This is a genomic window from Streptococcus halitosis (genome assembly GCF_003143695.2).
GTDB classification, from domain to species: domain Bacteria; phylum Bacillota; class Bacilli; order Lactobacillales; family Streptococcaceae; genus Streptococcus; species Streptococcus halitosis.
Genome location: NZ_QEMY02000001.1, coordinates 378,502 through 399,815 on the forward strand (window position 1 = coordinate 378,502; position 21,314 = coordinate 399,815).

Genomic DNA, 21,314 nt, shown 5'->3' on the forward strand with positions numbered 1-21,314 from the left:
TTACAAATCTTCTTTTCTTAGTGGTTTGACATCCTTAAGCAGTGGATGATGTTTATCTGCTTCCGAAACTTCTGCTTCTGCTAGGTTTTCCCACTGGATGCCCAAAGCTGGGTCTGCATAGTTGACAAAAGCATATTTAGGCTTGAGTTCAAGTGCCCAGTAGTCATTGACCAGATAGCTATAAGAAACTGTATCCGAGAGTACTTGGAAACCATTGGCTACGCCACGAGGGACAAAGATTCCCTTACTTGCATCAATCTCGGTCTGATAAACATTTCCAAAAGTCTCACCTTCACGTAGGTCAACCCAAGAACCCAGAACCTTGCCACCATCTGCTACTGAGATGTACTTGTCCCAAGGTTCAGCATGGAGGCCTCGGAGAACATTTTTGCGAGAAAAGCTGACGTTGTTTTGCAGTTTCCCTTCAGCAAAGAAGCTCTCAGGAAAACCAAGCGGTAGCATCTTTTCCTTCTGGAAATTTTCTTTAAACCAGCCACGATTGTCACCATGAACTGGAATGTCAAACTCTAACAAACCTGGAATGGCATCAATCTTGCGCACTGCAAGTGTTTTGCCGAAAAAATTATCTGTCATCTAGATTTCTCCAATCAAACGAAGCAAGTATTGTCCGTATTCATTCTTCTTGAGAGGTTGCGCCAACTTCAGCACATCTTCGCGGCTGATATAACCCATTCGGTAGGCAATTTCTTCTAGGTTGGCAACCTGAACATTTTGCATCCTTTGAACCGTTTCGATATATTGGGATGCTTCTAACAGACTCTCATGCGTCCCTGTATCCAGCCAGGCAAAACCACGTCCCATAAGCTCAACAGACAAATCCCCACGTTTCAAATAAGCATTGTTAACATCTGTGATTTCCAACTCGCCACGAGCGCTTGGTTGGATATGTTTGGCAATCTCTACAACATCATTATCATAGAAATAAAGACCTGTCACTGCATAGTTAGAGCGAGGATTCTCCGGTTTTTCTTCTATGGAAATGGCATTCATGTCTTCATCAAACTCGACCACACCAAAACGCTCTGGGTCCTTCACTTGATAACCAAAAACAGTCGCACCCTTCTCTTTCTTGGCTGCCTTTTGAAGCATTCTGCTCAAACCAGGTCCATGATAGATATTATCGCCTAAAATCAAGGCAACACTATCGTCACCGATAAATTCTTCACCAATAAGAAAAGCCTGAGCAAGTCCATCTGGACTTGGCTGTTCCGCATAAGAAAGTTTAATCCCAAATTCGGAACCATCCAAGAGCAGATCCTTAAAGCGGGGTAAATCCTGTGGTGTTGAGATGATTAAAATGTCCTTAATCCCAGCCAACATCAAGGTTGACAAAGGATAGTAAATCATGGGTTTATCATAAACCGGCATCAGCTGTTTTGATGCAGCTCGTGTAAGGGGGTACAGTCGGGTACCTGAGCCACCCGCAAGAATAATACCTTTCATAATAGAATAACCTCTCTTCGTTATTTTTCAATTACTAAACTCTTCCTCTACCACATTCAGAGCACGTTCGATTACCACATGCATATCATAGTATTTATAATCTGCTAAACGTCCACAGAAAATCACCTTATCATTCTGTGCCGCTTCTTCTTGATATTTAGCAAATATAGCATTGTTTCTCTCATCATTGATTGGATAATAAGGCTCATCACCTCGCTTCCAGTCAGCAGGATATTCACGCGTAATAACTGTCTTTGGTTGCGCTCCGTATTCGAAGTGCTTGTGTTCAATGATGCGAGTATAAGGAATTTCACGCTCTGTATAGTTAACAACTGCATTTCCTTGATAGTTTTCTTCATATAGAACTTCATGCTCAAAACGAAGACTACGGTATTCTAACTCACCATGCTTATAATCAAAGTATTGGTCAATCATCCCTGTAAAGACAACTTTTTCAGCAGAAGTCTCTAATTCTTGACGATTGGCAAAAAAGTCAACGCCAAGTTCTACTTCTAAATCCTTCAGCATATTTTCGATGATAACGTTGTAACCCCCAATTGGAATCCCTTGATAACGGTCATTAAAATAATTATTATCAAAGGTTAAACGAACTGGCAAGCGTTTAATGATAAATGGTGGGAGGTCTGTTGCAGAACGTCCCCATTGTTTTTCAGTATATCCCTTAATCAACTTTTCATAGATATCCGGACCAATCAACTTAATAGCTTGTTCTTCCAAGTTTTTAGGCTCAACATCTTTCATATGAGCCGTTTGTTCAGCTATCTTATCTTTCACTTCTTGAGGAGTCTTGGTTCCCCACATAGCATAGAAAGTATTCATGTTAAAAGGAAGATTGTAAAGACTGCCCTTGTAATTGGCTATAGGCGAGTTGATATAGTTGTTAAATTCAGCAAATTGATTTACATAATCCCAGACTTTTTTGTTTGAAGTATGGAAAATGTGGGCACCGTACTTGTGAACGTTAATACCTTCAACGTCCTCACAGTAGATATTACCACCAATATGATTACGCTTATCAATCACTTTTACTTTTTTCCCACGCTTGGTCGCTTCATAAGCAAAAATTGCTCCCGACAAACCAGCACCAACGATTAGATAGTCGTACATTTTGTTCTCCTTTTTATAATTTAACAATTCGATTGAAATAAGGGATTTTCATTAACATTCCAACAATAATGAAACTAACACTTAAAGTAAATATAGCAAAAAGTAAATATGCTCCTACAAAACTAAAACCAAATAGTTTTTCCCACAACTTCATAATGTAAGTGTGTATTATAAAAACTCCCATGGTTTGATTAGAAAGAAAAACAATCCATTTGTTGTTATCTTGATTCAATGCAAGTGAGAATATAGTTAGAAAAATTCCTAAACTTACAACTTTTACAAATAGAAGATCATAAAAATATTCAGCAAAAAAATTATGGTAAGTGGTTCTTCCTAAGAAAAATAATATTAAAGGCGAAACCAGGAACAAAAGTACTACGATTATTTTCATCCATCTCTTAAACCTATTTTTGATAGTATCTTTGTCAAATTGAGCTATAAAGCCACCTAAAAGATAATAGAAAAACCAAGTCCATAACCTAAAGGTTTGTATAACATATGTTTGTATTGGCATTTGAAGTACAATATTTGTTAACTCAAAAATCAAACCAACAACTAGTAATACAGATAGGATGTATAAATAACTTCTTTTTGAATTAAGGAATTTTTTCAAAACAGGCAAACATATATAAATAATTATGAGTGCACCAAAAAACCAAAACTGGAAGAAATACCCCTTTTGTATCAAAGAACCTATAATTTTTTTAATTGGATTAACTGTAAAGTCATGTTTAAAAAGCCAAATGATTACTGACCATGACGATACTGTTATTAGAATCCACTTTACTTTCTGCAGTATATAGGAATAGGTAATCTCTCTCTTTCCTAACAATAAATAACCATTAACCATAAAAAATAAAGGAATAGAATAGGTTCCTAAATAGTATAAATATGTCGAAAAATTCCATGAACCTGTCTCTTTAAATCCACCCATCGCTGTATGGAGTAGAACAACACCAACACATGCAAGTACTTTTAGTAGATCTAAGTTAATATTTCGATATTTGCGCATTCTAATTCTTCCTAATTATTTGTTTTAATTCTTTCACATCTACCACTTTTAGAGATAGAATCGCAAAAAGGTAAATGATTCCACCAATCACAGCAAATGCTAAAACATTTACGATTGGCGAAAAATGTATAACTGTTTTTGAAACTAGTAGGAGGCCATACATAATAGCTGATGCTAGAATGATCTTCATCATCGATCCGATAATCGGAACATCTTTTATATATTTGCGAGTAAAGAACAGTTGAATTGCCCAAACAAAGGCTTCAGTCAAGACCGAGACAATTGCAGCCCCCATATAACCAAGTTTGGGAAGAAACAACAAATTTAATCCCACACTGGTAATTGCGGGAACCGTTGTTGAAATCATAAATTCTTTATTTTTATTATGTGGAATTAAAATCTGAATTCCCATAATATTGGTCCAGCCGATAAAGAACATCCTAAAGATCATGATTGCTATCGCGAAACGTGCATCTTGAAAATCTTGACCAAGGAAAAATTGAACAAAATCGTCATTAACAATCAACATACCTGTCATAATCGGAAAAATAATCAAATTATAAACTAGGAATGAAATCTCATGCATCTTATTGACTTCTTCATGATTGTTTGTTGCTAATAAATTAGCAACTCGAGGCAACATGACGCTCCCCAATGACGTTACCAAGGTTAATAAAATATTCACCAATTTAAGTGCCTGATCATAGATTCCTACATCTTTTGTAGAGGCTAAAACTCCAAGCATCGTACGATCTAAAGTAACGTATAAAGAGATTGCTATCTGAGGAAGAAATAATAAAATAATTGGTTTCAAATGGTACCTAGCGTATTCTAAATCAACATGGGGCTTCCCAATAAACTCTCGGGCCGGCAACCACATACTTAATTGTCCCAATAGCTCAAATATTGTTAATAAGAACACATAAAGGTAAAGGTCGTTAGTAGATTTGACAAACAGGAAAATCGAGATTACCCCAACGAGTTTTACCGTAATATTTCGAACAGTAATTTTACGAAAATCCTCTAACCCTTGAAAAAGCCAGGAAATATCTAAACCTTTAGAAACTAAACTCAATCCCAAAATATAGGCTACTGGGTTTTGCATTGAAGGAAGGTTAACGCAAAAAATACAATATAAGGAGATTGAAAGGATTGTAGCACCTAATTGTAAAAAGTAGATACCCCAAAAGTTTTTATTAATCTCATTACGATGTCCAGAAATCACCTTGGTCCCATAGTTGGCGACACCTAAAGTAGCGAGCAATATAAAGTAAGTTACTATAGAACTATAATATCCATAATCACCTAACTCTTGAGAACTAAAGATTCTAGTAATATAGGGTGTAGTTATTATTGGGAGAACAACTACTAGTATCTGATATGACAAATTATAAACATAATTCTTTAAAATCTTCATCTTTAATTAACTTAGTCTTTCTAGGAGTATTTATAAGGACAGTGCAATAAAACTTAATTAGAAAAGAGGGAATAGCGCCTTGAAAGATTTATTAACAATCTACTTTTATAAATAAACTACTACTTATTAAATAGTTTCTTCTGAATTCTTTGTAAGAATCCTGGTTCTTCTGTTGAAAAAACTGGAAACTCTTTTACAGTTAGTTGTTTCTTACGTACCCATACGTTAATTAAACGTTCAGCAACAAAACCAATCATACGAGTATTGTAACTATCATATCTTGAATAATCAATCTTCTTATCTAGTTCAAAAAGAATCGGAAATAACCAACTGCAATATTCATCCATCATTTCTCTAGACATTATAAACATATTATAACAGTATCCTGTTTTTTCTTTAGAAAACCAATTAAAAGCATCAAGGTAATCTTTATTGTTTTCTGAAATAATCTGTCTACACATTTCCCAAACTTCATGATCGTGATTCTTGTTAAAAAACTCTTCAGCGGTATACCCATTATACTCGTTCATACCCTTTGATGGTAATATTACATCATAATCATTTAATTGTTTTAGAATATCATTCTTTGTTAAAATAGAATTCTGTTTAAAAAAACGCTTGTTTTTCCCAAAATAACGTCTATAATGGCATAAACCAACAATATCATCTTTAGAATTTTTCCAAATCCAATACAATCCTGTTAATTCACAAAATGTAAAGTTTCTATCAGAAATATTATTATCTCCCTGATTATCTCTTAAATAATTCTTTTCTCCAATATTCTTATTCGCGCCCACCAATATAGGGATATATAGGTCCTGGTCTTGAACTTGATTATAAGATTTATGTGTTGCGACGTATAGCTTCACTTCCATTACACTCCCTTAATATAAAACCTTAATTTTCTATAAAGACATTTAAATTTTAATAGAATAGGATTACTTGGCCAAACTCCAAAAAAAGTGTATATTACTGAATAATTTTTAGAGTATTTTTTCAATAACCATTGTATCGCATCAAAATAATTAAGGTTTAAAGATTTCCCATCTGACACATGCCATAACTCACTTGGAAAAACTAATACTGGCAAATTAATTAACTTCATCTGTAATGCATAGTCTGTTCCATATAAATGCCAGGTAGGACCGATTATACTAAATTGATTCGTACTAAAAACTTTTTTCGGAATAATAATCAAACACTCATCAATTGCATCAACTTCAACAGGGGTACTTATAGATTTACTAGCCGCCTTTGTTTTCGGGTCCCCATGGAAGATATTTGAAAAACTGACGACCTTTCCCTCAATATTCTTTACTCCTGCTACTCCTGCTACTCCAAATATGAAATTTCTACAATAAGATTCTAGTTTTGCTAACTCAAAGTCATCTTGAAAACTAATATCTTGATGAACAAAAAATAGATAATCACCTTTTGCTTGTTTGCCTCCAAAATTCAAAGCCTCAGCAGCAGAATTAAATCCATATTTATTGGAATCCACTATAATAAGTTCATATTTAACATCTTTTTGTCTAGATAAAGATGATTTAAGAATTGTATTTAACTTATCGTAATTATTCGATACGCATATAAGTGATATCATCTCCAATTCCCTCTCTTTCATCTAAAAACGTTCTCGCAATTAAAAACAAAAATGGATTAAACCACAATAAAAATAATTGTGGGTCAATACAAGCTCTTACTGACCAAAAAATTAACACAATCAATAAAGTTTTATTTTGATTAATTATAACTTTTCTCATTATAATTGAATAGCTTATTAACATAAGGAAAAAAATTATTGTTCCATAGCTTATAAGTATATTGATGTACGACGAATCTACATAAAAATAAGAATTTGCCGAAGTATCCCATTGAACATGAGTTCCAAATAATCTTAGAGGGTATCTCCTTAAACCTTCTTGACCAAATCTCAACCTTTGACTCAATAAGTTATTTATTAAAGATAATAAACTATTTCTACTATCAAATTTTGCTGTCAGCCAATAAGTCATATACGCCATAATTGGATAAATAAGAGTAAGTAAATATTTCAGAAATTTAAAATTCATATTGATTGATATAAATCTTCTCGAAAACGATATCAAAAGAAGGATAAATACCATAATAAAAGTAAGACGGGTATCTGTGTATTTATAAATAACTATATTTAATAGTACACAAATAAAAAGCTCTTTTATTGTCCAATATTTTTCACCTTTTAAATACACATATTCCAGCAATATACTCAGGAAATAATTCGGAGTAAATGATGTGTAATTAAAACCTAGCCCATACCGTGAGCGGATCACACCTCCTGAATATGTTAAGGTTAGCTCGTTTGGAATAATACCAAGTAAAGAGCTTACTACAACAGTTCCTACAACTCCAATCTGGCAGAACATTGTATTCCTTACCAAATTACGAAAATTAATATCCCTTGAAGAATATATAAGAGTCAAAGTATATGCTACAAAGGAGGCGTTACCATTATCATAACTTACAATAAAACCTATAAGAAGTATAATTGGAGTAATGATTATCGATTTTATCTTAGATTTACCTAACATAAATTTAAGTAACAGAAAAAACAACCCCACATACTCCCAAATTTTTATTATTCCATAAGGATGTATAAAATCTTTATAAAAGGTCGAAGTAAACAGCCATGCTATTAGCCAAGGATAAAAAGCTAATCCAAAAAGAAACTCATTCAATTTTACATCAGTTTTAACTCTTGATGGACTCACTTTGAATCCCCCCTTTACTTTCACTAATACTCTTTAACATTACTAGAATTACTCCTTCATATATAACACTATAAAATCAGTAATATATGACCTGAACGACCAATACAACTTATGATATTTAAATAATTTAAAAAATATAAATACATTCTTTTTCATAAATAGTTCTCTTCGATTTTTTCCCCATAGAATGTAGTCGTTCAAAACACTAATTTGTTCATTTGAAAGTGATAAATTATGTTGTTTACTAAATTTATCTAATCTCTGAAGCAAATCATCATAATAAATAACCTGCTCTTTTCTCCTTAGGAAACTTCTTTCTCTGCTACCAGTCGCGTTGCTATCGTGTCTTCTAAAATCGATAGTAGAGTAGGAGTAAATGTATAACCCATTAAGAAGCGAAGCTAGCCTCCATAACAAGGCATCATGTGCATCTTCGTTACTTCGGATTTCTAAAAAATATGGAATAATCTTTTTGTTCACCGCATAAACACACCCTGGCCTTCTAATATGAAAGAAGTTATCTAAAAAATTTGGTTGATACACTGCCTCACTATTATCCAAATCACTTTTATCCAATTTAATCTTGACACCATCACCAACATAAAAAGGTGTGTAATTAGAGGCTAACAACAAAATCTTATCATTATTTTCCATAATCTTAGACATTTTTTGAATTTTATCTAAATGCCAAATATCATCTTGATCACAAAGAAAAACGATATCTCCTTTCGCCTCCTCTAATAACATGGCAAAATTATTCTTCCATCCTTGATTCTCTTTATTTTTTTTTATAGACCAATTATCCAACTTATATTTAGCAATATAATCTTCAATTATTTGAACAGTATCATCTGTAGATGCATCATCACTAATCAATACTTCCTCAGCAAGGCGGGTTTGATTTCTTAGAGTATCTAACTGTTCAACAATATATTCATCACCATTAAATGTTGATAATACAATTGATATATTCATTGTATTCTTACTCCCCAATCAACTTTTTATACTCATTCTCTAATTTTTTAGCCTCAATTCTGATATCATAGTTTGATTTTTGAGCTAGGTCAATATTTTCTCTAGATTTTTCCAATCTGTTTATATATGAAAAATCTTCAATAGCTTTTATCCAAGTACTTACGTTATCAATTGGTAATTGTTGGATACTATTTGTGAAGATGCACTCATCAGAAATTGTCGTTGAAAGAATAGATTGAATTCCATTAATTTGCCACTCAATAGCAACTAAAGGCAACCCCTCGTATAAACTCGGTAATAGCATTATATCCATAGCAGAGATAAACGATTGCATATCCGAATACCGATTCAAAAAAACAATTGAATTTTCCAATTTTCGTTCTTTTACATATCTCTTAACATCCTCTACTTTTTCTCCTTCACCGACCAAAAACAATTTTACATCCTTCTGCTTACATTTCATTTCATCCATTAAATCCAAAAGAAATGTATGATTTTTTTGAATATTGAATCTACCTACATGTCCTAATGCAAGTGTATTTTCTTTTAATGAATGCGTTGTCCGAAATACTCGGCGAAGATGAGGATTAAAACTATATTTTTCTACATCCCTGGCATTATGTATAACTTTAAATCGTTTATCCTTAAAAAGCCATTCTCCTGCCTTTTCACCACACGCCCAAGATTGAGTATATAAAGTGTAAAAAAAAGGACGTAGCATTCTGTCTAGTAGAATATGATTACACGTTGTATTATGACTATGCGCTATTCTTACAGGAACTCCCATAATTTTTGCTATAAACAATTCAATTGACATAAGAGCACTACTCCCGTGAACGTGTACAACATCGTATTTTCCTACTTTTAAGAGTTCAAGGAATTCTCTCATATATGCCAGTATTGAGGATTTCTTTCTTTCAATTTCTACAATCTGAACACCTAATACTTGAAATTTTAATTTATCTTCTAACAACGGTTTATTAGTAGCTAGAATCGTCACTTCAATTTCACTCAAGTCCATGTATTCGAGGTATGAATATATAAATGTTCCAATCCCATCAGAAAACAAACCTCCTGTTGGAATATGCAAAATTTTCATCAAGTGTCTCCTTCTATGCTCTTCGTCATTTTTACTCAACTAATTCTGCAATCAAATTTGAAAAATGTTGTACAAAACATTCATTATTAGATTTAACGGCAATACTACTAGATGGATTCAGATATTCTCGGATTTTTTTAATATCCTCTATGACTACTAGATCATATCCCTCCTGAACAATCCTATTACAAAAATCTAACTGATGGTCATTCACATGTTCTCCAAATTTTTTTCTTCTCGGAACAACTACTGGTCTTTTCCCCTTAGCAATAACATTCATAAATGTAGCAGGACCACCATGAGTAATAACTATATCCGCTTTTTCCATTAGGTTATTCATCTCATCATATGAAAGAAAACGTTCCCATCTGCAAAATCGAGGTTGATAGTCTGAAAAACCAACTTGGATAAATACATCCGACGTAATGACGCCCTCTTCTTTCAATTCATCAATCTCTTTTATTAGTCTATTAAATTGTTGCTCATGCGTACCGACAGTTACAAAAATCATTAGAAAATTCCTCCCAAATTGATTGCCTTGGGATAGATTTTTTTCATTTCTTCCCATTGGACAATGAATCTATCTGTAACAGGGTATACTATTTTGCCAGTCATTGTCGGAGCGTCTACACGATCAAATACTTCTATGTAAACAGTTTTAGCACCAAAGATTTTACCTAAATAAAAGAACGGTATTGCAACCGCTGCCCCGGATGAAATGATAACATCTGGCCTTTCTTTATATAATATTCTTAAAGCAAGAAATGTATTTTTTATTAGATTTTTTATATTACGATTAGTCGGATAATAGCAATAATGACATTTTTCATTTGATAAAATACTTCGAGCATCTTCTTTATCAAAAGTAACCCATAGTCTATCTTTATCCTGCCAAAATGGTTTCAATAGATAGAGATGATTTAAATGTCCACCGCTAGATCCTACTAGACAAAGTTTTATCTCTTTTTTAGACAAAGTTATGAATTCTCCTATTTTTCTACGTATGGCCCAAAATCAATTTTAATTCGTTTGTGATGATTTCGTTGATTCTCAGGTGGAAGCTGCATATAGTCACCATACATATGTTTTAAGTATGCTTTATAATTCTTCATTCCCCATAATTTTATATCCTCAAAGGAATAACTTTCAACTTCGTCTAACCACACTTTGGGAAAAGTTTCTTTCTTTATTCCATAACTACCATCACTAACCACTACATTATCAGCATTGGTACTCTGCCCTAGTAATATACACTTCTCCTTCATCTTTTTCAAAAAAGATATTGAGAACACATGTGTGGCAAGCTTAGCTAGCTTATACGCTAATCGTTTTTTTCTATCGTTGTCCCCATATCCACATTTTATCCATAATAGATTTCGGAATAACCAAAATCCTTTAAGTTGAATGAATCGTCTAAAAGGCTTAGGACAGATATCATCAATCGGAAAAATATCAATATAAATTCCATCATGAACATTTGCATCTAAAGAAAATTCCTCAGAAACATGTGTATTATTGAGACGTAGTTTCACAAAATTAAATGGATAATTCAAATCTGTTTGATCTGTCTGTAGAAAATATTTTTCCCTATCCAAATCCGAAACACATAATTCTTTAAATCTTTCAAAATCCTCTCTTGGCATACCAAAATCCATATCATCGTCCCACGGGATGAATCCATTATGGCGTATAGCTCCTAGAAAAGTTCCTGCTAGCATCACGATTTTTAAATTATATTTTTCACATATTTTTAACACTTCTGAAGCTAACAAAAGTTCTAAGTTATGTAACTGTTCTAATTCATCTGTCATATAGTTATCTCAAACTCCGTTTTTAATATTCTCTAGTTGCCAATGAATTCTTGATTTCAGTTGTACTGATTTCAGGAGTCCGTGGTAAATAGACCACTTCAACTCCTTCCTTCTCTAAAAAATCAAATTTCCCTTTCCAATCATCTCCCATAACAAAGGTATCTATGTGATATTCATGGACATCTGTCACTTTTTGTTCCCAGGATTCTTCGGGTATTACTAAATCAACATACCTAACAGCCTCTACGAGTGTTTTTCTTTGTTCATATGTAAAATAACATTTTTTTTGTTTTTCATTCCAGTTGAATTCATCAGTTGAAATAACAACAATTAAATAATCGCCTAACGATTTAGCCCTTTTAAGAAGATTAATATGACCATAGTGCAACAAATCAAATGTTCCATATGTTATGACTTTTTTCATTTCTTACTTCGCCCCTTCTCTCATAAATACCACTTTGACGGTCTTTAACAATATTTCGATATCTTTCCAGATGGTCCAATCATCAATGTAGGCCACGTCCAGCTTGACAACATCATCAAAGTCCGTGATTTTACTACGTCCACTCACCTGCCATAGACCAGTAATTCCTGGCTTAAAACTAAGACGACGTTTCTGTTCAGGAGTATATTTTTCATACTCATCAACTGTTGGGGGACGTGTCCCAACCAAACTCATATCTCCCATTAAAACATTCCAAAACTGAGGGAGTTCATCTAGACTGGTCTTACGGATAAATCTCCCTATCTTTGTTATACGAGGATCATCATCGACTTTAAACATACCACCTTGCATGGTATTTTGTGCAAGGAGCTCTTGTTTCTTTTTCTCAGCATCCACGCACATAGATCTAAATTTATAAAAAGTGAAATGTCGACCATTTTTTCCGATACGAGTTTGAGAAAAAATAGCGGGTCCGCCATCTTTTCGAATCACCGGAACCAAAACAATACTCACCAATCCACAAATAAGTAGGCCGATAATTGAACCTATGATATCAATGAAGCGTTTAGCAATGACATGGCTTGTCTTATAAAATTTTGTAGAAAACGTAATGACATTCAAGCCTGCCATTCCGCGAATCTTTTTATCGCTACCTAGATAGTTATTGAAAGCATTCAGGTTGACTGTCACGTCAATTCCCATTGTTTCAAAAAGAGAGATGAACTCCCCGATGTCGTACTTTTCACTTGGTAAATTGATAAAAACTTCATCAACAACTTCATGGGTAGCAAAGTCTAAGATGTTCTCTGCAGGTACAACGGTTACGGATGCATGCTGAAAATTAGGCTGATCCAAAACACTGACCGCCACCAATTCCCAAAAAATATCTCCCGACTCTATCAGTCTATCCACAACTTTCTCAACTCTGGAAGTAGCTGTTATCAAGAATATCTTTTTACTCCCCTTGAAATTTGGAAAGATACGTCTCCTATAGCGTTTAATGCACAGATTCAACAAATACAACAAAATAGAATGTATTGTCAAAAAATAAATCATGCCTCGTCTAGAGATACTAAAACGATCTTCTAAAAAGAAGTTTGAAATACTGATGGCTAAAGCAAAGAAAACGATATATTTTGTAGTGCTGATAAACTCAGCCAAATAGCCCCTTTTAAAAAAATCACGCTCATAATCACTAATGCTAAAGACAACAAAATGCAGAATGAACAAGATGATAACAGAGGTGTTCACAATCTCTGTTTCTCTAACAAAACTAAGTAAATAAGCTAATATAATGACAAGAAAACTCTGGATTGCCGCCAAAGTAATCTTCAATCCTTTTTCTTCCATAATATCTTCCCTAAGCTATCTCTTATTTTTTCCCGTAAGAGCCATAAGCTCCATATGATCCATATTTTTCAACCGAGGTATTCAATTTATTTAATACAATCCCTAAGAATGGTTTACTTGTTTGTTCCAATTGTTCTTTGGCTTTTTGGATATCACGTCGATTTGTTTCACCAGCTGCAGTCACCAAAATCGAAGCATCACATTTCTGAGTGATGATAGCCGCATCAATCACAACCCCGATAGGAGCGGTGTCCACAATGATGTAATCAAAGTACTTTCGCAAAGTATCAAGCATAGTCTTAAAATTCTCACTTTGTAACAAAGCTGTTGGATTTGGAGAAACGGAACCAGCTTGAATGACAAATAAATTTTCAACATTCGTATCACATAACCCTTGTGATAAATCTGTTGTCCCAGATAAGAACTCTGTTAATCCCGTAATCTTTTCACGTGATTTAAAAACACCTGACATGACAGAATTACGAATATCGGCATCAATTAAAAGCGTCTTATATCCAGCACGCGCAAAGGCCCAAGCAATATTGGTAGAAGTAGTTGACTTCCCTTCCCCTGGTTTTACTGATGTAATTGAAATAACTTTTAAGTTATTTCCACTCAATTGTATATTGGTACGAAGCGCATTGTAATATTCCTCTGCTTTTCTTGCCAAATCTAATTTTTTTTGTGCAATTTCTAACGTTGGCATTTTTCTCTCCTATTTCAATTTATCCAAATTTGGAACTACTCCCAATAGTGCAATTTGCATAACATCTTCAACGTCTTCTGGTCGTTTAACACGTGTATCTAGGAGTTCAATAAGGAGAACCGCGACAATCATCACAACCGCTCCAGCGAGAAATCCAATCATGGTATTACGACGAATGTTTGGTGAAGATGGTGAGGTTGCTGGGCGAGCCTCTTCGAGTGTCGTCACATCTGAAACCCGTGTAACACTTATAATCTTTTGAGCTGCAACCTCTCTCAATGAGTTGGCGATGCGACTTGCTTCTTCAGGCGCACGATCTGTAACAGAGATCGATACGATACGTGTATCAGCCGGTACGGTCACCTTGATTTTACTAGCCAAACCTTTTGAAGGAAGATCCAGTTTCAAATCCGTTGCGACCTTCTCCAAAACGTCTTGTGATAGAATAATTTCGCGATAGTCTTTAACCAAGTAAGATCCTGCTTGCAAATCTTGGTTTGTCAATCCAGGCTTATCTCCCTGATTACGATTAACTACATAGATACGTGTCGTACTGGTATATTCAGGTTTTACGATAAAGCTACTGTAGGCAAAGGCTACTACCCCAGTTACGATTGCTACCAGTGCAATTAGAACTTTCCGTTTCCAAAGGATTTTAAGTAATTGAAATACATCAATTTCCATCATATTTTGTTCTTTCATTGTTTCTCCTAAATCAATTGATCCATTATTATTTTTCGTGGGTTATCTTTGAAGAGTTCCTTCGCCTTATCTTCGCCATACTTTTTAGCAATGATATCATAGGCTTCTTCCATATGAGGTGGTCTGCGATCCAAGTTATGCATATCACTAGCGATGACGTGAACTAGATCACGTTCCAAGAAATACTGAGCTCTCTTTTTCATGAATTTGTAGGTTTCTCCAAAGAGTTTTGGTTTCAAAACATGAGAACTATTGACCTGGGTATAGCACCCCATATCAATCAGTTCCTGAACTCGCTTTTCATTATTTTCTAGAGCATCATAACGCTCAATATGGGCAACAACTGGTGTAATCCCTAACATGAGAATATCGCTCAGTCCTTTATGTATATCTCGATAGGGTGTATTCATGCTAAACTCAATCAAAGCATAGTGACTATCATTGAGGGTTGGAATCAATTTCTTTTCCAATTTTTCGACAACATCTGGCGTATAGTATATTTCTGCACCATAGGCGATGACAAGATCATCTGCCACCTCCTTGGCCATTTCGCGAACTTTCAAAAAGTTAGTTGCTATTTTCTCTTCTGGTGTCTCAAACATCCCTTTCCGACGATGAGAGGTGGAAACAATGGTCCTGACCCCTTGACTATAGGCTTCTCTTAAAAGGTTTTTACTTTCCTCTATCGACTTCGGGCCATCATCCACATCAAAAACGATGTGCGAATGGATGTCTATCATGCTACTTCCCCTCCATCACATCATTGATAACAGCTTTTGCAGCAGCCAAGCTACTTTCATCAATTTCCATCATGTAGAGATTGCTATCTGGCATAGCGTAGGATGGAAGATCCGTTCTTCCAGTTCCTTTTAAGTCTTGGGAATTGACCTTATACTGACCACCACTATCCAACTGTGTATTAACCAAGTCCATCATGGTTTCCAAAGGCATATTGGTTTGAAGAGAATCTTGCAATCCTTGAATAATATTGTCATAGTTCTTTAAAGCATCTGTTGATGTTAGCTTCTGAATGATAGCAACAATGACTTTTTGCTGGTTGCGTCCACGATCACGATCTCCATCTGCTAGAGAGTAGCGCTCACGAACAAATCCCAGAGCCTGCTCAGAATCTAAGTGGACATTTCCAACTGGGAAATGGAACTTCCCGTGTAGAGAGGTGAAATCCTGATCATTATAAACATCTACGCCACCTAAAAGGTCAATCAACTTCAAGAACGAAGTGAAGTTCAAACGAACATAGTAATTGATATCAACCCCGTATAGGTTTTCCAGGGTATGAATCGACGAGTCTACTCCATAAATCCCCGCGTGAGTCAATTTGTCCTTTTGATTGTTTCCTCCATCCGCAATCGGAACATAGGAATCACGAGGCGTTGTAGTAAGAAGGATCTTTTTGGTATCACGGTTCACCGTCATCAAAATATTTACATCTGAACGTGAGACTGAGCTAATCGGACCATAGGTATCAATACCACTCACATAAATATTGAAAGCTTTATTCTTCGATACCTTAGGCGCAGCAACTTCTTTAGTCAATTTTTTAGTGTATATTTTCTTGATTTTAGAAGCATAGTCAGGATACTCTGCTTCAATGATATTTTCAAAGACACTGTTCAAGACAATCGCTTTCGCATCACCTGAAATCAAGCTCTTATAGGCTGCTAGGTAAGATGCACTTTGTTCAACCGCCAAGTCTTTGCTCTGAGTCGTCTTAATATCCGCTATCAATTTTTGGATATTGTCATTATCCGTTTCAGTCGGACCTGTCACACTATCTAACTGGGTAACGTTGTTGATTTCACTATCTTTTAAAACCACAACACTCATCGAATACTCTGAGTAGTTTGATGTCGCATTGATGTGATTAGTCAAGCCCACAAATTGGTGCAGAGCAAATAGCGAAACCGAACTAGTCAACACCGCAAGTATCAAAAAGAAAATCGTGAACTTTTCGGCTTTCTTATATACTATCAAAAGTAGAGCTGCGATAGCAGATAGTAAAACTAGAACTGTAGCTAAGATATTGAGATGCCTAAAGGCTAGGATGTTATGTCTAAAAATTAAGAACAACAAAGAGCCACTCAATAATAAATAAATGGCTAATAAGGCTATATTAATACTTCGCTTCACATTTCCTGAACGATTTCTCTTTGAACGTCTACTCATGGTAATCCCCTATACACGTTAATAATTATAATTATTATATCACAATCATGAAAGAAATTCCATCCATTCCTGCTAATATCAGCGTTTTCATTCATTTTTTCTTAGCTATATTTTGAATTTATGACTTCCATTAACGGAATCCTTGATAAAACAAAAACAAGGCCCCTTATTATGGGACCCCATTTCTGTTTTTATTTGATATGATTTTCAAACTCTTTTTGGCTCTTTTCGATAGCTTTTTTACTTTCTTCTTCCCACTTAGCCTTGGCTTCATCAAATTGTTTCTTGGTAACAGGGTCTTTTTGCAATCTCATGTACTTGTAATTATTTCCGTCACCCTTGATACCTACTAGGGAGTAGGCACGTGTAAACGGAGTTACTTTGGTTACAGAGGCTGTACCACCATTTGACATAGCAGACATGACTAGAGAATTGTCAATCATCCAAGCTTGAGCTTCAGCGTATTTTTCATAACGCTTAGCGACATCTTTATTCTCGGCATCTGCTTCTTTCAGGAGTTGTGTATAGGTATCTAACCCTAGACTCTTAATGAGTTCTTGGTCTTCCTTGGCATCAAGGCCAAAAATCTTGAGATAGAAGCCGGTTTCAGCATTGAAGGGGTCTAGATAAGTTGATGGATCCTGGTAATCACCAACCCAACCATCAAAGTTTAGGTCGTAGTCACGAGCTGCTGGATTTGGTGCTAGGAAGGCAACATTTCCAAAGTCATCTGTAGAAAGCTGTTGAACATCAATGACGATATTGTCAGAACCTAGTACTGTTTCAAGGGTTTGCTTAACCGAGTTCATACCAGAAACCGCATTTTTATTCGTCTGATCAACAGGAACATCCAAATGGATTGGGAAAGTCACGCCTTGGGCTTCCAATTCCTTTTTAGCTTCTGCAAATTTTGCTTGGGCCTTTTCCTTGTTGAAGTAAGCATCTTGAGCATCCGCCAAATTGATACCTGCCCACTCAGTTCCATAGTTTACAAGTTTAGAAGCTGTCACTTCTCCAAAGGTCTTATCTCCCACCTGGACAAATGTTGGTGGAACTAGAGTATTACGAAGGGTCTTGCTTGCTGCTTCTTCACCGTTAGATTGAGCAGAGTAGGCTGTTCGATCAATACCGAAGTTGATAGCCTGACGGAAGTTTTTATTTAAGATAGCTGTTTGAGCTGATTTCTTTTGTTCATCCGTTGTTTTAGCGGTATGATTATAGGTTTTGCGGTTGACGTTAAAGTTAAAGTACCAAGATGTCTTGTCTTGTAAGCTATAAACGATATTGTCTTGGTATTTTTCTTTTGTCTTAGCATAGTTCGAACTATTTGGATAGACTCCCGCAATTGAGTAGGCGCCATTTTCAAAGTTTCGAATGGTCATCTCCTGATCTGACCCATCAAAGTAGGCTAACTTAACTTTTTCAATGGTCACTTTATCATGGTCATAATAGTGTGGATTCTTCACATATTCGATCGAAGATTTTGATGTGAAATCTTTTAACAAATACGGACCATTATAAAGGATACTGTCTGGTGTCAAGGTACCAAAATCCTTATCCTTTGATTTCAAGAACTCTTCGTTAACTGGAAAAAGAATACTATTGGTTGTCTTTGAATTCCAGTACGGCTCTGGTCGAGTCAAGGTGTACTCGACTGTGTAATCATCCAATGCTTTGACACCAACAGTTGAAAAGTCATTGGTCACACCCGTCACATAGTCATTCAATCCCTTGATTGAATTTTGGATCAGATCCATGGCTTGCCCCTTGTTGTCCGCGGCATATTTGATCCCAGTGACAAAATCCTGAGCCTTGACTGATGCATATTCCTCACCATCAGCTGTATACCATTTGGCATCTTTTCTGAGCTTGTAGGTATAGGTCAAACCATCTGATGAAACAGACCAATCCTCCGCAAGAGCAGGTACGAGGTTCCCATAGCTGTCATTTTCTAACAAACCATCTACGAGATTGGTAATAACGGCAGTGTTATCTGCATAATAATCTAGAAGATAGTTAAAAGTTGTTGGATTCGCACTAAATGTTGATGAATAAGTGCTAGTATCTGTGTTGGACTGCCCACATGCCGAGAGCAAAATCCCTGTCGCTAAGACAAGACCTGTCCCGATTAGTCTTTTTTTCAGTTTAATCATCATCCACTCCTTTATGTCACTTTTTATAACATAACCATATTTTATCAAATTTATTCAAAAATGTAAAGTTGCTGCTTTTATGACAACTGGTGTCTCAAAACAAAAAAGGAAGCACAGTTTCCTGCAACTTCCTTTTCTGTTTATAGATTACTTGACGTGTTTTTCAAGTTCTTTTTGGTATTTTGCATTTGTTTCGATTTTTTCTTGTTGCCATTTCTTGAAGGCTTCTTCGTATTCTTTTGCAGTCACAACGTCATTTTGCAACTCCAAACCTTTGAACACAAATGGGTCTCCCTTGATTCCGACTTGAGAGTATGCTTTTGTGAATGGTACGGTACGGCTAACCGTTGGAGAACCACCTGAAGAGGCAACCGGAATCAAGAGTGAGCTATCAGACACCCAAGCTTGAGCTTTAGCGTATTTTTCATAACGCTTATTAAGGTCGCTGGTTTCAGCTGCAGCATCATCCAAGAGTTTCTTGTATTCGTCCAGTCCAACTTGAGCCATCACTTCTGGATCTTTTCCGCGAGTGATCCCCAAGTGTTTAAGGGCTGAACCCTTCTTGGCATCGAGAATGTTGAGGTAGGTAGCTGGGTCTTGATAGTCTGGTCCCCAACCAGTTCCGTTCAAGTCATAGTCTTTTTGGGATGGAACCTTGGCTTGAGATGTAATGCTCATTTTCTCATTATCGGTCATTTGAAGGACATCGACAATGACATTTTCAGTACCAAGTGATGATTCGATAGACTGCTTGAGTGAGTTGGTTTGCTGAACGGCGATTACATCTGTTTGTTCAACCGGGATATCCAAATGAATTGGGAAGGTAACCCCTTTGCCCTGCAATTCTTCCTTGGCTTTAGCAAAGGCTGCCTTAGCCTTTTCAGGGCTGTAAATCGTATCCTTGCCATCTGTAAGAGCTACATCTTTCCACTGGTCTCCATATGAAACGAGCTCTGCCTGAGCCAACTCTCCAAAAGTTTTTTCACCTACTTGAACGTAGTCATGAGGCACTAGGCTATTACGGATAATCTTGTCCGCACCTTCTTCACCATTCAACTGAGCAGTATAAGAGTGACGATCAAGAGCAAAGTTCAGTGCCTGACGGAAGTTCTTGTTGAGAAGAGCTTCTTTCGTTGAAGTTTTTTGAGCTTCGTCTGTTTTAGCCGTTTTATTATAAGACTGGCGATTTACGTTAACAGTGAGGTAGTAGCTTGTCGCTTCTTGTGGACTGTAGACAATCTTATCGCCATACTCTTTTTTAGTTGACTCAAAGTTTGAGCTTGTTGGGAAGAGACGAGCTGTTGTATAGGCACCTTGTGTAAAGCTACGAATCAAAGATTCTTGGTCAGACCCATCGTAGAAAGTTAGTTTGACATTGTCAATCTTAACGTTGTCCTTATCCCAGTAATTTGGATTCTTTTCATATTCAATGGCTGATTTTGAAGTCAATGATTTCAAGAAATAAGGACCATTATATAGGATACCTGATGGGGTTGGTGCACCGTAGTCGCTCCCTTTAGAATTCAAAAATTCTTCATTAACTGGAAGCATGGTTGCAGTTGTGACCTTAGAGTTCCAGAAACTTTCTGGTTTGTTGAGCGTGTATTCTACCGTATAATCGTCAACAGCCTTGACTCCTACAGTAGAAAAGTCATTGCTTTCTCCACTGATGTAGGCAGCCAATCCTTTGATAGAATCTTGAATCAAAGTAAGACCATCTGATTTTCCATCAGCTGCGTGTTTTAGACCAGTAACAAAATCCTGAGCCTTGACTTCAGCATACTCTTCTCCCTCAGAAGTATACCATTTTACACCCTTACGAAGTTTGTAGGTATAGGTCAAGCCATCTTTAGAAACAGACCAGTCTTCTGCAAGTGATGGAATTAAGTTTCCATACTTATCATTTTCCAAAAGGCCATCGACAACGTTCGCTATAACATCAGAAGTTGAACTCTTGCTCGTCACACTGTAGTCCAAAGATGATGGATCCATAGCATAGACATAAGAGAATGTCTTGGGCGCATCAGCCTTCTTTTCACTTTTCCCACAAGCAGTTAAAAGAAGGGCTGTGCTTAGGACGGCACCTGCTCCTAAGAGCCACTTTTTCGATCTCAT

21 protein-coding genes are annotated in these 21,314 nt (G+C 35.8%); all 21 read right to left on the minus strand.

Going from position 1 to position 21,314, the window contains the following annotated elements; all coding sequences use genetic code 11:
- Positions 1-594 carry a dTDP-4-dehydrorhamnose 3,5-epimerase family protein gene (locus DB729_RS01900; protein WP_084852696.1) on the minus strand — a complete coding sequence of 198 codons (594 nt, stop codon included), beginning with the start codon at positions 592-594 and terminating at the stop codon, positions 1-3.
- Positions 595-1,464 carry a glucose-1-phosphate thymidylyltransferase RfbA gene (gene rfbA / locus DB729_RS01905; protein WP_084852697.1) on the minus strand — a complete coding sequence of 290 codons (870 nt, stop codon included), beginning with the start codon at positions 1,462-1,464 and terminating at the stop codon, positions 595-597. It abuts the gene before it with no gap.
- 27 nt (positions 1,465-1,491) lie between these two features.
- Positions 1,492-2,592: a UDP-galactopyranose mutase gene (glf, locus tag DB729_RS01910; protein WP_084852698.1), complete on the minus strand. Its 1,101-nt coding sequence runs from the start codon at positions 2,590-2,592 to the stop codon at positions 1,492-1,494.
- Positions 2,593-2,605: 13 nt separating this feature from the next.
- The gene (locus tag DB729_RS01915) at positions 2,606-3,604 is read right to left on the minus strand and encodes an acyltransferase (protein ID WP_109289649.1); all 999 of its coding nucleotides are present in this window, start codon (positions 3,602-3,604) and stop codon (positions 2,606-2,608) included.
- 1 nt (position 3,605) lies between these two features.
- Positions 3,606-5,021, minus strand: a complete 1,416-nt coding sequence (locus DB729_RS01920) for a flippase (RefSeq protein WP_061598024.1) — start codon at positions 5,019-5,021, stop codon at positions 3,606-3,608.
- A gap of 119 nt (positions 5,022-5,140) precedes the next feature.
- Positions 5,141-5,896 (minus strand): DUF4422 domain-containing protein, encoded by a 756-nt coding sequence (locus tag DB729_RS01925; RefSeq protein ID WP_109289648.1) that lies wholly within the window; start codon positions 5,894-5,896, stop codon positions 5,141-5,143.
- A complete protein-coding gene (locus DB729_RS01930) occupies positions 5,896-6,624 on the minus strand; it encodes a glycosyltransferase family 2 protein (protein WP_061598025.1) in 729 nt (242 codons plus the stop codon). The genes DB729_RS01925 and DB729_RS01930 overlap by 1 nt, the downstream gene beginning before the upstream one ends.
- Entirely contained in the window at positions 6,596-7,771 is a 1,176-nt protein-coding gene (locus DB729_RS01935) for a hypothetical protein (protein ID WP_125080837.1), read from the minus strand. Before DB729_RS01935 ends, DB729_RS01930 begins: the two co-directional genes overlap by 29 nt.
- 48 nt (positions 7,772-7,819) lie before the next feature.
- Positions 7,820-8,746, minus strand: a complete 927-nt coding sequence (locus tag DB729_RS01940; protein WP_084853497.1) for a glycosyltransferase — start codon at positions 8,744-8,746, stop codon at positions 7,820-7,822.
- 7 nt (positions 8,747-8,753) lie between these two features.
- Positions 8,754-9,845 (minus strand): glycosyltransferase family 1 protein, encoded by a 1,092-nt coding sequence (locus DB729_RS01945; protein ID WP_049479870.1) that lies wholly within the window; start codon positions 9,843-9,845, stop codon positions 8,754-8,756.
- A 31-nt stretch (positions 9,846-9,876) separates the two neighbouring features.
- Positions 9,877-10,356, minus strand: coding sequence for a glycosyltransferase (locus DB729_RS01950; RefSeq protein WP_061598026.1), 480 nt, complete (start codon positions 10,354-10,356; stop codon positions 9,877-9,879).
- On the minus strand, positions 10,356-10,805 hold the full coding sequence (gene pssD, locus DB729_RS01955) for a PssD/Cps14F family polysaccharide biosynthesis glycosyltransferase (RefSeq protein WP_025172328.1): 450 nt from the start codon (positions 10,803-10,805) through the stop codon (positions 10,356-10,358). Before pssD ends, DB729_RS01950 begins: the two co-directional genes overlap by 1 nt.
- Before the next feature lie 29 nt (positions 10,806-10,834).
- Positions 10,835-11,656 carry a LicD family protein gene (locus DB729_RS01960; RefSeq protein ID WP_084852704.1) on the minus strand — a complete coding sequence of 274 codons (822 nt, stop codon included), beginning with the start codon at positions 11,654-11,656 and terminating at the stop codon, positions 10,835-10,837.
- 22 nt (positions 11,657-11,678) lie between these two features.
- The gene (tagD, locus tag DB729_RS01965; protein WP_000756020.1) at positions 11,679-12,080 is read right to left on the minus strand and encodes a glycerol-3-phosphate cytidylyltransferase; all 402 of its coding nucleotides are present in this window, start codon (positions 12,078-12,080) and stop codon (positions 11,679-11,681) included.
- 3 nt (positions 12,081-12,083) lie between these two features.
- Positions 12,084-13,451 (minus strand): sugar transferase, encoded by a 1,368-nt coding sequence (locus DB729_RS01970; RefSeq protein WP_061598028.1) that lies wholly within the window; start codon positions 13,449-13,451, stop codon positions 12,084-12,086.
- A 22-nt stretch (positions 13,452-13,473) separates the two neighbouring features.
- Positions 13,474-14,157, minus strand: a complete 684-nt coding sequence (locus tag DB729_RS01975; RefSeq protein ID WP_001142501.1) for a tyrosine-protein kinase — start codon at positions 14,155-14,157, stop codon at positions 13,474-13,476.
- Between the two features lie 9 nt (positions 14,158-14,166).
- Complete coding sequence (gene cpsC, locus DB729_RS01980) at positions 14,167-14,859, minus strand: capsular polysaccharide biosynthesis protein CpsC (protein ID WP_000664132.1); 693 nt, start codon at positions 14,857-14,859, stop codon at positions 14,167-14,169.
- Between the two features lie 8 nt (positions 14,860-14,867).
- Positions 14,868-15,599: a capsular polysaccharide biosynthesis protein Cps4B gene (gene cps4B / locus DB729_RS01985; RefSeq protein ID WP_000565337.1), complete on the minus strand. Its 732-nt coding sequence runs from the start codon at positions 15,597-15,599 to the stop codon at positions 14,868-14,870.
- A 1-nt stretch (position 15,600) separates the two neighbouring features.
- Positions 15,601-17,046 carry an LCP family glycopolymer transferase CpsA gene (gene cpsA, locus DB729_RS01990; protein ID WP_109289647.1) on the minus strand — a complete coding sequence of 482 codons (1,446 nt, stop codon included), beginning with the start codon at positions 17,044-17,046 and terminating at the stop codon, positions 15,601-15,603.
- Between the two features lie 191 nt (positions 17,047-17,237).
- Entirely contained in the window at positions 17,238-19,199 is a 1,962-nt protein-coding gene (locus DB729_RS01995; protein ID WP_109289646.1) for a peptide ABC transporter substrate-binding protein, read from the minus strand.
- A 147-nt stretch (positions 19,200-19,346) separates the two neighbouring features.
- Positions 19,347-21,314, minus strand: a complete 1,968-nt coding sequence (locus DB729_RS02000) for a peptide ABC transporter substrate-binding protein (RefSeq protein ID WP_109289645.1) — start codon at positions 21,312-21,314, stop codon at positions 19,347-19,349.

Excerpts from the sequence above, each read along its gene's own strand:
- tagD (WP_000756020.1), bottom strand. The coding sequence starts at position 12,080 with ATGAAAAAAGTCATAACATATGGAACATTTGATTTGTTGCACTATGGT.
- DB729_RS01970 (WP_061598028.1), bottom strand. The coding sequence starts at position 13,451 with ATGGAAGAAAAAGGATTGAAGATTACTTTGGCGGCAATCCAGAGTTTT.
- DB729_RS01975 (WP_001142501.1), bottom strand. The coding sequence starts at position 14,157 with ATGCCAACGTTAGAAATTGCACAAAAAAAATTAGATTTGGCAAGAAAA.
- cpsC (WP_000664132.1), bottom strand. The coding sequence starts at position 14,859 with ATGAAAGAACAAAATATGATGGAAATTGATGTATTTCAATTACTTAAA.
- DB729_RS01920 (WP_061598024.1), bottom strand. The coding sequence starts at position 5,021 with ATGAAGATTTTAAAGAATTATGTTTATAATTTGTCATATCAGATACTA.
- cpsA (WP_109289647.1), bottom strand. The coding sequence starts at position 17,046 with ATGAGTAGACGTTCAAAGAGAAATCGTTCAGGAAATGTGAAGCGAAGT.
- DB729_RS01900 (WP_084852696.1), bottom strand. The coding sequence starts at position 594 with ATGACAGATAATTTTTTCGGCAAAACACTTGCAGTGCGCAAGATTGAT.
- DB729_RS01940 (WP_084853497.1), bottom strand. The coding sequence starts at position 8,746 with ATGAATATATCAATTGTATTATCAACATTTAATGGTGATGAATATATT.
- DB729_RS01930 (WP_061598025.1), bottom strand. The coding sequence starts at position 6,624 with ATGATATCACTTATATGCGTATCGAATAATTACGATAAGTTAAATACA.
- DB729_RS02000 (WP_109289645.1), bottom strand. The coding sequence starts at position 21,314 with ATGAGATCGAAAAAGTGGCTCTTAGGAGCAGGTGCCGTCCTAAGCACA.
- rfbA (WP_084852697.1), bottom strand. The coding sequence starts at position 1,464 with ATGAAAGGTATTATTCTTGCGGGTGGCTCAGGTACCCGACTGTACCCC.
- DB729_RS01950 (WP_061598026.1), bottom strand. The coding sequence starts at position 10,356 with ATGATTTTTGTAACTGTCGGTACGCATGAGCAACAATTTAATAGACTA.
- cps4B (WP_000565337.1), bottom strand. The coding sequence starts at position 15,599 with ATGATAGACATCCATTCGCACATCGTTTTTGATGTGGATGATGGCCCG.
- DB729_RS01960 (WP_084852704.1), bottom strand. The coding sequence starts at position 11,656 with ATGACAGATGAATTAGAACAGTTACATAACTTAGAACTTTTGTTAGCT.
- DB729_RS01915 (WP_109289649.1), bottom strand. The coding sequence starts at position 3,604 with ATGCGCAAATATCGAAATATTAACTTAGATCTACTAAAAGTACTTGCA.
- DB729_RS01995 (WP_109289646.1), bottom strand. The coding sequence starts at position 19,199 with ATGATTAAACTGAAAAAAAGACTAATCGGGACAGGTCTTGTCTTAGCG.
- DB729_RS01925 (WP_109289648.1), bottom strand. The coding sequence starts at position 5,896 with ATGGAAGTGAAGCTATACGTCGCAACACATAAATCTTATAATCAAGTT.
- glf (WP_084852698.1), bottom strand. The coding sequence starts at position 2,592 with ATGTACGACTATCTAATCGTTGGTGCTGGTTTGTCGGGAGCAATTTTT.
- DB729_RS01945 (WP_049479870.1), bottom strand. The coding sequence starts at position 9,845 with ATGAAAATTTTGCATATTCCAACAGGAGGTTTGTTTTCTGATGGGATT.